The following is a 13,022-nucleotide window of genomic DNA, read 5'->3' on the forward strand; positions in this document are numbered from 1 at the left end:
GGATCCAAGCAAAAGCTTCACTTCAGAAAAATTTGGTCATAATGCGTAATCACGGTGTCCGCATGCTTTAAATAGGACGTATTTCCTGATGGAACAATTCCGATGTTTATTTGAGCACCCGCACTTCTCCCCATTTGCATATCTCCGTTGCTGTCGCCGATGACAGCCAGCTGCCCAGGAGAAAGTCCAAGTGCTAAACAAGCCGCTTGCACACTTTCAGGATCAGGCTTGCTGCTCGTCACCCGGTCAAATCCAATTATAACATCAAAATAGTCGAGAATATCCAGCCATTCGAGATGCAATGTAGCATTAGAAGTAGAATCAGCCGTAACCACACCCAGCAAGAGTCCCTGAGCCTTACAGCGGTCCAGAAATGGAATCAGTCCGTCCAATGGAATTGCATGATCCTTGCTTATCAATTCGTTAGCTCTGGCACTAATCCCACGAATGCAGGTTATTGCATCATTCCAGGCCATTCCGGCAGCATACAGCTGCCAGGCAAGAACTGCGGTAGACTCGCTTACCGTTGCAATAGCAAACGGTCCTTCGGCGTCGTAGCCTGCGACCTTCCCATGTGCATCATATCTGGTCCCCAGCACTTGGTCACGCTGTCCAGTAAAGTTCTTCCCCATAACAGCCAGCTGAGCTTCCAGTGCATCAAGTACATAATTTCCCCAAGGGGTCCATAATGCCTCAATGTCTAGGAGCGTTCCATCCTTATCGAATAAAATGCCAGAAATATGCGCTTCCTTCTGTCCGGCCTTCAATAGAGCGATTTGAATCACTTCCTCTTGATTATTTAAAAATTCTGACCGAAGGTTCGGTCAGAATTTTTAAGGGCTTATTCCTGTGCAGAATCGATTTGCTGCAGCCATGCGATTAACATAGCTCTTTCCTGCCACCAGCTTCTCTCGATTAGTTATTTCTCTTGAACTGCCTTCCGGTATGCATCCATATACTGCTCGGCTTTGCGGCGGACATGGGTCATATCACCGGTCTTGACGGCCTCCGCTGTCAGGTCTGAACCGATTCCGACGGCGACCGCTCCTCCTTTAATCCAGTCTCCCAGATTGCTTAATGACACTCCGCCAGTTGGCATAAAGTTCGCTTGAGGGAGTGGGCCCTTCATTGTTTTGATAATTGAGGGATCGTATACGTTCCCTGGGAATAGTTTAACAACATCCACACCAAGTTCCAAGGCTGACTGAACCTCGGCAATCGTCATGACTCCCGGCAGAATAGGAACACGGTACAGATTGCACAATTTGACGGTGTCAGGATTCAAAGCTGGGCCTACGATAAACTCCGATCCTGCCATAATCGCAGCACGTGCAGATTGCGGCTCCAGAACCGTCCCTGCCCCGATAATAGCAAAATTCTGTTCATTCACTGCATTCCATGAATAGTTCTGGCTCAAACGCTCAATGGCCTGCAGTGCCCCAGGTACGGTCAGTGTGATCTCAATGACTTTGATGCCGCCTGCAATCGCCTGCTCTGCCATCTGAACAACCTGATCGGCCGAATCCGCACGCAGCACAGCAACGACGCCATGCTCAAATATTTTATGTAGCAGCTCTAATTTTTTCATTGTTATTTAATCCCCTTTGCATGATTTAATAAATGAACTACAGTAAGATTGAGATCACTCTATTACACTTGCTTACCGTTCAATATGGTGGGCATTGCTGAGCTTGGCCTTAACTTCAGCTGCTGTAGGAAGCGCTTCCCAATCTCCTACAGCTTGAACCATCAAGCTTCCGGTCAGACTGCCAATGCCTGTTGCCTGCACAGGATTCAAGCCTTGCAAAATACCGGATAAAAATCCTGCGGCAAAGCCATCGCCTGCGCCAACGGTATCTATAACTTGATCCGCCTTTACAAAGGGAACTTCTTCCACAGAACCTTGCTGCAGTACATAAGTCAACTCCGGACCACCCTTAACAATGGATACGGCATCTAGTTGTTTTAGACGATCAAATATTTTATCCGTATTCTCTTCCTCATAGAGCATCTTGAGTTCATCCAGTCCCGGAAGAAAATAATCGGCCTCTTGTGCAAGGGACAGCAAAACAGGCCTTGCCTCTTGAAGTGTCCACAGCTTCAGTCGCAAGTTAGGGTCAAAGCTAACAAGAACACCTGCCTGCTTGGCGATCCGAACTGCTTCAAGGACGGTCTCTCTGCTGGATTCACTTATTGCTGCAGTAATACCTGTAACATGCAGAATTTTAGCTCTCGAAATGTAGTCCGTGTCAAGGTCTGAGGTCGTCATCTGGCTTGCAGCTGAATATCTGCGATAATAATGTACAGAAGATTTGCCCGGCATATTTTCTCTGATCATAAGTCCTGTAGCTTCGCCTTCGCTCAGCTGAGCCCGGGAGACATCTACACCTTCGCCGCGAATCGCCTTATATATCATCTGACCCAGCGCATCATTACCCAGCCTTCCAAACCAGCCTGCACGGTGACCCAGTCTCGCCAGACCAATCGCTACGTTGCTCTCAGCGCCGCCAAACGATTTAGACAAGGTGCTCGCATATTCAAGTCCGCGTGTATCTTGTGCCGTAAACAAACCCATACTTTCACCGAACGTTACCACTTCAGGCGAAGAATATTCCGTTTGATTTCCCATAACAATCCCTCCCTCTCTCTTGTACCCTTCCTCACTTCCATTTAGGTGCGCATACTTTCAAATTCGTTTACTTATTCCATTGTTATCATCCATGGAACCGTTGTCAATCTACAATTTATACGATTTTTCTCAAAATAAATGAACTCAGGACTTTATGTATGAAAATGATTCTACTATCCAAATTTTTGAAATTTTATCCGTTTCATCTATTTTTGTTCGTGGTAAGTACAAGCATATCCTTAACATCATTTAAGAAGAGGAGTGATTCATCCATGGCACACACGCTGAAAGGAAATCGCCCCAAGATGACCCGTGCAGAAGCTGGGCGCCTCGGTGGAGAGGCAACATCCAAAAAGTATGATCGATCCTTCTATCAAAAAATCGGACGTAAAGGCGGCGAGACCACATCAGAAAATCACAGCTCTGACTTTTATCAAGAAATTGGCAGTAAAGGCGGAAAATCCACTGCTCGTTCACATGATCGGAGCTTCTATCGAGAAATCGGCCGTAAAGGAGGCCTTCGTTAGGAAGGAAGTCCCCCCGAAATCACCTTAAATTTGTAGAAATCTGACGTGAACTGTGATAGACTCATTTAAATTACATTCTTACTATTAGCTCTTTAAAGCAGCACAGAAACAGTGATCGTTCATTCATTTCGTGCATACTGCTTTCACATGTGCAGTTCAAATGCTAATCAATATTTGATTCTTGGGGGGAAACAGACACCATGGCACCAAAAAAAATGCGTTCAGACATGATTAAAAAAGGTTTTGACAGAGCGCCGCATCGAAGCTTGCTTCGTGCAGCCGGGGTAAAAGAAGAGGATTTCGGCAAGCCATTTATCGCCGTATGTAATTCATACATCGATATTGTACCAGGTCATGTTCATCTTCAGGAATTCGGAAAAATTGTAAAAGAAGCTATTATTGAAGCTGGCGGCGTTCCATTTGAATTTAATACAATCGGTGTTGATGATGGGATCGCAATGGGGCACATCGGTATGCGCTACTCGCTGCCAAGTCGTGATATCATTGCCGACTCCGTTGAAACGGTCGTATCTGCACACTGGTTTGACGGTATGGTCTGCATTCCGAACTGTGACAAGATTACGCCAGGAATGCTGATGGGAGCTCTTCGTGTTAACATTCCAACCATCTTCGTCAGCGGCGGACCCATGAAAGCAGGCCGTGACAAGAACGGACGCGCACTGTCGCTTACTTCTGTATTCGAAGGCGTTGGTGCTTATCAAGCCGGCAAGATCGATGATCAAAGCTTGCTTGAGCTTGAACAATTTGGCTGTCCGACTTGTGGTTCCTGCTCGGGTATGTTCACGGCGAACTCCATGAACTGTCTTGCTGAAGCGCTCGGTCTTGCTCTGCCGGGTAATGGTACCATTCTGGCCGTTGCGCCTGAGCGCCGTGATTTTGTTCGCAAATCGGCAACTCAGCTGATGGAACTAATCAAGATGGATCTGAAGCCGCGTGATATCGTGACTCCAGAAGCAATCGATAATGCATTCGCTTTGGATATGGCTATGGGTGGCTCCACCAATACGGTGCTCCACACACTAGCTCTTGCTCATGAAGCCGGCATTGAGTACCCGATCGAGCGTATCAATGAAGTCGCTAACCGCGTACCGCATTTGTCTAAGCTTGCTCCTGCTTCCGACTATCATATTGAGGATGTCCAGAACGCAGGCGGCGTAAGTGCTGTACTGAACGAGCTGCTCAAGAAGCCGGGCGCACTTCATGCAGAGAATATTACGGTTACCGGCAAAACATTGCGCGAGAACGTAGAGAATTCACCTATTTTGGACGAGAATGTTATTCACAGACTGGATAACCCACATTCTGAACGCGGAGGACTTGCCGTTCTCTTCGGTAATCTTGCACCAGAAGGCTCCATCATCAAGGTTGGTGCAGTAGATCCTTCTGTAGGCGGCTATCACAAAGGACCTGCCATTTGCTTCAACTCTCAAGAAGAAGCTCTTGAAGGTATTGCCAATGGCAAAGTAAAAGAAGGTCACGTTGTCGTTATCCGCTATGAAGGACCTAAAGGCGGACCAGGTATGCCAGAAATGCTTGCTCCTACCTCCCAAATCGTCGGGATGGGACTTGGTGCCAAGGTCGGCCTGATTACGGACGGACGTTTCTCTGGTGCATCTAGAGGAATCAGTATCGGACATATCTCTCCTGAGGCTGCTGAAGGTGGACCAATCGCCTTTGTACATGACGGAGACCTGATTGAGCTTGATCTCAACAATCGTAAGATTGAGCTGCTTGTCAGCGAGGAAGAGATGGAACGTCGCCGTGCTGAAGAATGGACGGAGTTTGAACCAAAAGTGAAGACGGGTTACTTGGCTCGTTACTCCAAACTCGTTACCAACGCCAGCAACGGCGGTGTCCTCAAAATATAATTCTGCACTTATAGATAAATTAAAGGGATCCAATGCATAACAAGCATTGGATCCCTTATTCTTTTTCATAATTATTCGAATCAACTTTAAGATAACTATACTATGCCACAGGCGGTGTACGCGTTAAATCTGTATTACCTGTTAATGAGATTTCATCCTCATCCGAATAGGCTGACTTGGCCGTGCTTTGATCATAGACCGTGTCTTTTTTACGTCTCAATCCATCACCGAAACGTTCAAATAAAATATCCATTGGCATCACAATCATTTTCGGAGTCATCTGATGACTTCCTTCCCGTAATCTTCCTTGACCTTCCGGATGTATTACACTAAGCAGAATTTTTAAATACACTGATGTAGATGCCGCAAACAAACCACGCGGAAGATCCAGCACCGAGAATCCAAACTGTTCGGGTCCACGATTGATCATGCTGACACCGTACAATGCCTTCGCATTAGCCACTTCCGGGTCAAGGGCAGCAATCTTGACGAGATCAGGCAGCTGCTTCTCCATCATCCGGATCATCCGGATCGCGAGATGAACAGGGGTTTTTGAAGAGGATCCCAGCTGGTACAGCTTCTTATTATCAAAATGAAGCTCAATGATGTCGTCCCCTTTTTGCAGGGCATGGCCATTCGGCAGCTTAATGGCCTTGCCTTGATAAGGACGAACTCGGTAATGCAAGAAAGGATCCTGAGGAGTTATCGTCTTCAGCTTGGTAACCATATGGAATATCTGCTCCCAACCGAGCCATGCCCGCACTACTAATCTTTTTAGACCTGATTGAATCTTCATAACTGCCTCCCTTCCCGGTATTTGCTGCTTGGCAGCATAATGGAGTGAGATCATATCATCAATCCGTATACTTTGAATGTTTCGCTGACCGGCCTCAGTCAGAACCCGATCCAGCGCGATGAGCATTTGAGCCGGCGCATGCCGATCCGCTCCTGGCGTCGTTCCACAATCATGAAGCACCATCACCTCACCGCCACGCAGTTTCTTCAGCATCCGCTCTGTCAGTCGATCTGCGCCTAACCGTTCTCTCCAATCGCCGAACATACCCGACCACAATACGATGCGATGGTGATGCTTCTTGGAAAAATCAAATAAATTGGTAATTCCCCAAGGTGGACGGTAATATAGTGCATGAGAGCCAGTAATCTTATATATAATGGAGCCTGTTCTTTCTATCTGCTGGCGAACGACTTTGGGTGTCATTAGCCAATTGGTTTGATGTATATAATTATGGATGCCGATGAGATGACCTTCGGCGTGCATTCTTTTTAACAGCTCGGGGTTGCGCTCCGCATGTTCACCCACAACAAAAAAGGTGGCTTTGGCATTATGCTTCTTCAACAGATCAAGCAGCTGCGGCGTGTAATCGGGATCCGGCCCATCATCGAAAGTTAACGCAAAATCATTAAGATTCCTTCCGCGTCTGAATACTCGAAATCCGAATAAACGGCTAATTAAACTAGGTATAAATGCATAAAAAGATGTAATGTAAAAGAGCAACAGCAGCAAGTTCTGCATAACGGTATTCCTCACTTTTTTAGACTCGTAACGTGTGGTTGTAAGACGTACATTACAAAATCTTAAAAACAACACTAACTATTATTTTATCATATTGTGAATAAAATGAACCCTTCAATTTAAAATTAACGTATACTTCCTAGACAGATTAAACCAATATCTATACAGTAAATTGTAGTATTCCGAACCCATTCTCTAACTCATCCCACTGAAATTGATTTATTAGTTTAATCTTTCAAGTGAATTACACACTTTTCAAAAGGAGTCGTTGTTATAATATGCTTCCTCTTTACAAAAAATATTGGCGAACCGCACTCGATATTGGATTAATTGCGCTGACCGTATTTCTGATCATGTTTGTTTCAAGCCAGCTGTACCAGATTGCCGCTCCTGTATTTCTATCTTTTCTTGTATTTGTCATTATTGAGCCCTTGGCTAAGTTCCTACATAAAAAGGGATTAAAAAAAGCCTTAGCATCAGCCATCTCTGTGCTTCTGTTCGTGGCTGTTCTCTTAGGCATCTTCTTCGGACTAGGTGTTATCATTGTATCGTCCATTAGTCAATTCCAGGATAATATTCCGGCGTACATGGCACTGATACAGAGTCAGTTCACCCAGCTGCTTGAACTGTTCCAGACCCAGTGGAATGCGCTGCCAGCAACGGTGACCGACCAAATTAATCAGAATTTTGAAAAAGTAACGGCAGCTCTCTCCTCCTGGGGTGCGGGCTTCCTCGGTTACATTGTCGGTATGCTGAGCTCCTTCTCCTCATTCATCGGAAATTTTGCAGTAGCGATTATACTTGCCTTCTTCCTGAGCGTCGAGTTTGATATGTGGCGGATGATTACCAAAAGTAAAGCGCCCAATACGCTAAAGCAAGCTTATCTGTTCTTGAAGAATCATGTGTTCAAGGCAATTGGTGCTTATCTTAAGGCACAGCTTATACTCATCTCCATCACATTTGTGCTTGTACTGATCGGTCTAATCATTCTGGGAACCGGAAACGCGCTTACGCTTGCGCTCATCGCAGCTGTTCTGGATCTTCTGCCGCTGCTCGGGGTACCTGTTATATTTATTCCTTGGAGCATTTATTTGTTCATCGTGGGTGATGTCGGAACTGCGATTGGCTTATTAGTGGTTATGGGCGTGACCATGCTCGTAAGACAACTGGCCGAGCCAAAAATATCAGGCAACTCCATCGGTGTGACGTCTGCGTATCTGATGCTGTCCTTTATGCTGATCTCGCTTTCGATCTTCGGCATTTCTGGAGTGATCCTCTCGCCAATCTTGCTGATTTTGATTAAAGAGTTATGGCAGCAGGGGTATTTGCAGCGCTGGATTCGATTGCCTGAGGATGAATTCCAATCCTCTCCTTTTGCAATGGATGATCACGACAATCGAAATTAATATCTAACTCAAAAAGGATAGACAGGCACCTAAAATTAGCATGCCTCCTCTATCCTTTTTTTGTTTGTGGAAATTATGGATTGCTTACTCTTCTAACCCGAAGTTTCTGCAAGTACGTCCATGACCTGTTTAAAAAGCGCTGTAGCTTTATGTTGGGAACGAACAGACTCATTTTTCACCAGAACGGCTACAGCATACTTGGGATTACTCACAGGTCCATAGCCAATAAACCACTGATTATTCTTCTCCACCCCATTGTGCAGCACTTGGGCAGTCCCGGATTTGCCAGCCAATGGCCAAATTGCCTGCTGCAGGCGGGTACCTGTTCCTTCTTCAACAACCTTTTCCATATAGGACTGAAGCTGCTTAGCGGTAGAACTGTGAATTTGAACTGGAGGAGCTTCAGACGTCCCAGACTGAGTCAAGAACTGATCTCTAATCTCGGCGAGGAGTGTGCCGTCAGCATAATGAATCTCCGAAACAATCTTGGGAGAGCGCACCTGTCCTCCTTGCAGCACAGTAACGATCATATTCGCCGCTTGAAGCGGGGTAATTTTAACATCTCTTTGACCAATTGCCGTCTGAATTCGGATTCCTTCATCGTTCTGCTTCAATATCTCTTCTGAGTGAAAAATCTCGCCTGCGTCCTCATGATCAAAAGGTCTAAACTCCTGCAAGCCAAGGTAACCCTCCCGATGATAGCCTACTTGCTGTCCAAGTCCCAGGGCATATGCCGCTTGCAGCAGCTGGCTTGAGGTCAGCCGAGAAGCCACCTCCGCAAACGCAACGTTGCAGGACTCGGCAAAAGCCTCTTCAAAGGTGATCGTTCCATGCCCTTCTTTTTTCCAGCAGGCCAGTCCATACTTACCGTAATGACCTGCGCAATGGAATGTTTCTGCTGAGCTCACAACTTCCTGTTCCAAAGCCGCTGCGGCTGTGACCAGCTTAAAGATAGAGCCGGGAACGGCCGCCATTGTGGCCTGATTGACCGAGCTGCCGTCATCAAGGTGAATATCTGTTGGATTGTAGAAAGGTCGAGATACCATCGCCATTACCTCGGCATTGTTCGCATCGAGTACCACGATCGCTCCTTCGTTCACTTCCGCTCCGGTGGTCAGTTGTTCCAGCCTCTGCTGCAGCGACAAGTCTATCGTTGTTTGAATATGGAGCGGATATTTGGGATTATGAGGTGCGATAAGGCGGGGTCCCATTCCTTCTACCGGCTTCTTGTGACTGTCTACCATATTCGAGACGATCGTTGGGCCAAGCCCCTTTAGCAAGGGTTCAAGACTTCTTTCCAGACCTGCTGCACCTGTCTTCACATTAAAGGGATCCTTGACTTCAAGCTTTACATCCCGTTTCTCAGCGCCAGGCATCTCGGATAGATAGCCCAGCCATTGCATTCCATTCGCGTTGAAGGCTGCATATCGATCCATATAAGGCAACGCCTGAACATCCTCTAGCTGCAGCTTCCCGATTGCCTTAATCTGGGCCGGGGTTAATCTCAACGGCTCTCCTGTGGACGATTTCCAATATTCAGGGGAATGAAGCGACTTCCATTTCTCCCACAGCTTATTAGGATCTATATTCAATATGTGGGCCAATTCCTGATGCTGCTGCTCCTGGTCAGCATTTAACGAATCCTCTAACGGGAATAAGACCGGAACCCATATCAGCTGCCCAGTAATCGGCTTGTGATTCCGATCGATAAACTGTCCCCGACCTGAATCCAGCACAATTCCCTGCTCACGCTGAAGCACGGACATTTGCAGCATCGTTCGTTCAGAGCCCCCTAATGGGTGATTCACCTGAATGAACTGAATATATGCAAGACGCATAATAATCGCTGCAAATACGATCAGCATCAGAAATAAGGCATAAAATATTCTTTGTTTACGAAGTAATTTCATAGCTGCTGCCTGCCTTCAATTCCTTTTTTGAGTTTTATGTATGCCAAATCCTCATTTACATGCTATTATCTCCCTTTCCGATATGCCCAAAACATACTTTCTCCTAAACTTTATCTCCTTTGACATAAAAAAACCTCCGTCCTGTGGACGGAGGAAGCTTAAGCCATTCATATGATGAAAATTATATACGGAATGCAGATAATGTATGTTTCAACTCCTCAGATACCCGTTCCATTTTGTTCGATAGCTCCACGAGCTGGTTACCGATGCTCTGCTGTTCACTGCTAAGGGACGCGACTTCCTGAGATGTAGCAGATGACTGCTCAGCAACAGAGCTTACACTCATCATCGTTTCAGACAGGGTAACCTGGGATTGACTCAGCGCATCGATGGAAGCGGACGTCTCGGTTAGCTTGTTCACGAACATCCCCATCTGCGCTTCTACGGTTTGGAAAATCTCGCCTGTCTCCTTCACTGCTTGAATCTGTTCCTGGAAGAGTGGATATGCTTCCGACAGTGCAGCTACAGTCTCATTCATTTCATTCATAATCCGGTCCGTCATCTCGGCAACCATGTCAATCGATTGCTTCGATTGATCTGCCAATTGCCGCACCTCACCGGCTACCACCATGAAGCCTCTGCCTGCCGCACCGGCTCTTGCTGCCTCGATTGTCGCATTAAGCGAGAGAATATTCGTCTGTCTCGCAATATTATGGAGTACATCCAGAATGCCTAGAATGGATGAAGTGCTTGTTTTGAGTGTATCTACTTTTGTGACCAACGCTCGAATCATCTGCTCACTTTGTTCTGTTTTTCCTAGCAGCTCACCAAGATATTTTGTACCTTCCTGGCTCGCCCCTTCAACCAGTCTAGCGGATTGATCAAGCTCCTCATTGGTTCCAACAACCTTCTGCATCTGTGTTGAGATCAGTTCAGTCATTTCACTGCCTCTCTCTGCTTCAGAAGCCAGATTCGTCGCGCCACCTGCAATTTGCTCTGTTGCAATTGCCACTTCAGCTGCCGATGCAGCGGTCTTCTGTGATGCCGAGCTAAGCTCAGATGCCGTCAGCAGCACATCCTCTGCCGTCTGGTTTGTCTGATTCACAAGAGTAGTGATCTGCTCCATCATCAGATTAAAGCTCTCTGAGAGCATTCCAATCTCGTCTTTGCTCTTATGTGTCGTACGAACCGTTAGATTCCCCTTTGCTCCTTCAAACATAAGATCCTTCAAATGCACAAGCGGCTTCGCAATCATACGGACCATCCATATTCCGAGTAGAATAGCAAGGAGTAAGGAAACAATGGCGACGATAATTGTCGTCACGAGAATCGATTGTGCATCCTTGACCAGCTCAACCACCGGGATCATCCCAATAATCTTCCAGCCGGATACATCAAGTGTGTTATAGACGGCCAGAACCTCTTCATTCTGACCATTGATGGTATTCCTAGCATCCTTGGCGCCTGCCTCATCCGTAATTTCTGTGTAGAAGGAGAGCTCGGTTTCACGGCCTGCACGGTCAGGAAGGGTAGAAGCAACCACAATTCCATTCTCAGAAATCGCTTGTGTGACACCGTTCTCGCCGAGATTTACGGTCTTTAACTCATCTTCAATGGCACTTGCCTTAATCTCTATAACGATAATGTAAGTCCCGATGCTAGCATTCACATTTTTAAGAGCTCTGGCCATTCGATATGTTTGTTCTTGTCCAGATTCTGCTGCTGTAGTCGGCAGCCACATGACACCTCCGGCTTCGAGCAAGGTATCAAACCATTCCTCTTCACGAATGGCACTCATCGTTGAAGCTGCTCCGGTGCTGATCACAGGAACCTCTTCATTCTTATGAACGATGGTCATAGAAGCAACCGTTGCATTCGTAAACTGCATATTTGTGAGCGAATCGCTTAACAAGGACGTCGCTTCAAATTTGTCGAAATCCGATATGTTGCCTCTGAGCAGAGTTTCTAGATTGCTCTGAATATGGGTATCAAAGAAGATTTGTGTCGATAAATCTACGTAACGCTCCATAATCAGATCGAGCTTTTGACCCACTTGATGAATGGCTTCCTGGTTGGCAACAGAGGCCGTTTCTTTGATGGTCGATTTGGCTGTTTGATAAGATAGGGTGCCTAGACCAAATACGACAAGCAGGATAGCAATCATGAAAATAAGAAATAATCGTACACCTACTGAACGCAAGGGGTTAAATTTAAATACTTGCTTCCAGGACAAGACTGAAGCCAGCTCAAATCTCTTTCTTTCCTTTTTTTGGATCTCCTCCTCATGTTTACGCTTTCTTTTTTTCATTGGATTCCACTTCATCTTTGTTCACCCACCGTAAAGAATTATCATAGCTATGTAAACGTTCTAGTATTATCTTTTATTTCGACAAGTTTCTTCCAAAACCTTTGCTTTTTTGAGAAATTAACTATAACTTTTTTCCTAGATTACTATTAAAAAAAAGCCCTCGTCTGCCGATATACGAGGGCTTTAGTCCTGAGACTTATTCACTTCTTCTTACGCATCATGTCAAAATAAGCAACCGGCTGGTCCACTTTCATCTTGATGAACTGCAGCGGATGGCGGGCAGCCTCCAGCTGATTACCGGCTTCATCACATAGTTATCCGGATCTTCCATATAGGAATCAATCGCTTGCCGATAAACATTAACGACAGTCGCCACATAATGAATGGATTTCATTCGGCCTTCAATCTTGAACGAGTCAATTCCTACATCAATTAAGTCTGGAATATGCTCAAGCATACACAAGTTCTTGGAGCCCATTGTAAAGGCCGGATCCTCTTGTTCATACAGCGGGATCTGATTGACACCCAGCTCAAAATTTTGAAGCACACGGGAGTTCTGCATATTCTCTTCAGATACCCAGACACTTTCCTCACACCCATCTTCAAACAGGTCATATTTCCAACGGCAAGAGCACATAGCGCCATGAATAACGCCTCAATCTCAATATCCACATGGTCCTTAATCTCTTGAATCTCCTCTAAGCTTGCTTCACGTCCCAGAACGACACGGGGCAGTCCTTCTTCTTTCCAGAAGCAGGCACTCCGCTTCCTGTAAATCACTTGCTGTGACGAGCAATTCATAAGGCCGTGTCAAAGCCA

General features: G+C 46.1%; 10 protein-coding genes and 1 pseudogene. 3 read left to right on the top strand and 8 right to left on the bottom strand.

Going from position 1 to position 13,022, the window contains the following annotated elements:
* Positions 1 to 17: 17 nt before the first annotated feature.
* The 3 genes from ACFQ3J_RS23960 to ACFQ3J_RS23970 all read right to left on the bottom strand — a co-directional run bounded on the left by ACFQ3J_RS23960 (position 18) and on the right by ACFQ3J_RS23970 (position 2,629).
* Positions 18 to 785, bottom strand: a complete 768-nt coding sequence (locus ACFQ3J_RS23960) for an HAD family hydrolase (protein ID WP_251584229.1) — start codon at positions 783 to 785, stop codon at positions 18 to 20.
* A gap of 134 nt (positions 786 to 919) precedes the next feature.
* Entirely contained in the window at positions 920 to 1,588 is a 669-nt protein-coding gene (locus ACFQ3J_RS23965; RefSeq protein ID WP_091158849.1) for a bifunctional 2-keto-4-hydroxyglutarate aldolase/2-keto-3-deoxy-6-phosphogluconate aldolase, read from the bottom strand.
* A 72-nt stretch (positions 1,589 to 1,660) separates the two neighbouring features.
* Positions 1,661 to 2,629, bottom strand: a complete 969-nt coding sequence (locus tag ACFQ3J_RS23970; protein WP_251584227.1) for a sugar kinase — start codon at positions 2,627 to 2,629, stop codon at positions 1,661 to 1,663.
* Between the two features lie 272 nt (positions 2,630 to 2,901).
* Here ACFQ3J_RS23970 and ACFQ3J_RS23975 point away from each other — a divergent pair, with 272 nt between their 5' ends.
* Both ACFQ3J_RS23975 and ilvD read left to right on the top strand, forming a co-directional pair.
* A complete protein-coding gene (locus ACFQ3J_RS23975; RefSeq protein ID WP_091158853.1) occupies positions 2,902 to 3,156 on the top strand; it encodes a con-10 family general stress protein in 255 nt (84 codons plus the stop codon).
* Between the two features lie 200 nt (positions 3,157 to 3,356).
* A complete protein-coding gene (ilvD, locus tag ACFQ3J_RS23980) occupies positions 3,357 to 5,045 on the top strand; it encodes a dihydroxy-acid dehydratase (RefSeq protein WP_091158855.1) in 1,689 nt (562 codons plus the stop codon).
* Positions 5,046 to 5,145: 100 nt separating this feature from the next.
* On the opposite strand, the gene ACFQ3J_RS23985 is transcribed toward ilvD, so the two are convergent.
* Positions 5,146 to 6,579, bottom strand: a complete 1,434-nt coding sequence (locus tag ACFQ3J_RS23985; protein WP_251584225.1) for a polysaccharide deacetylase family protein — start codon at positions 6,577 to 6,579, stop codon at positions 5,146 to 5,148.
* A 278-nt stretch (positions 6,580 to 6,857) separates the two neighbouring features.
* On the opposite strand from ACFQ3J_RS23985, the gene ytvI reads away from it, so the two are divergent.
* Entirely contained in the window at positions 6,858 to 7,985 is a 1,128-nt protein-coding gene (gene ytvI, locus ACFQ3J_RS23990; protein ID WP_251584217.1) for a sporulation integral membrane protein YtvI, read from the top strand.
* Between the two features lie 92 nt (positions 7,986 to 8,077).
* On the opposite strand, the gene ACFQ3J_RS23995 is transcribed toward ytvI, so the two are convergent.
* From ACFQ3J_RS23995 to ACFQ3J_RS24010, 4 genes and pseudogenes are all read right to left on the bottom strand, one after another.
* On the bottom strand, positions 8,078 to 9,895 hold the full coding sequence (locus ACFQ3J_RS23995) for a peptidoglycan D,D-transpeptidase FtsI family protein (RefSeq protein WP_251584216.1): 1,818 nt from the start codon (positions 9,893 to 9,895) through the stop codon (positions 8,078 to 8,080).
* 181 nt (positions 9,896 to 10,076) lie between these two features.
* Positions 10,077 to 12,203, bottom strand: a complete 2,127-nt coding sequence (locus tag ACFQ3J_RS24000; RefSeq protein WP_251584215.1) for a methyl-accepting chemotaxis protein — start codon at positions 12,201 to 12,203, stop codon at positions 10,077 to 10,079.
* A 200-nt stretch (positions 12,204 to 12,403) separates the two neighbouring features.
* On the bottom strand, positions 12,404 to 12,493 hold the full coding sequence (locus tag ACFQ3J_RS24005) for a hypothetical protein (protein ID WP_348272328.1): 90 nt from the start codon (positions 12,491 to 12,493) through the stop codon (positions 12,404 to 12,406).
* A pseudogene (locus ACFQ3J_RS24010) lies at positions 12,454 to 13,004 on the bottom strand (peptidase U32 family protein). The gene ACFQ3J_RS24005 and the pseudogene ACFQ3J_RS24010 overlap by 40 nt, the downstream one beginning before the upstream one ends.
* Positions 13,005 to 13,022: the final 18 nt, after the last annotated feature.

This window comes from Paenibacillus provencensis, assembly GCF_042678545.1.
GTDB lineage: Bacteria > Bacillota > Bacilli > Paenibacillales > Paenibacillaceae > Paenibacillus > Paenibacillus provencensis.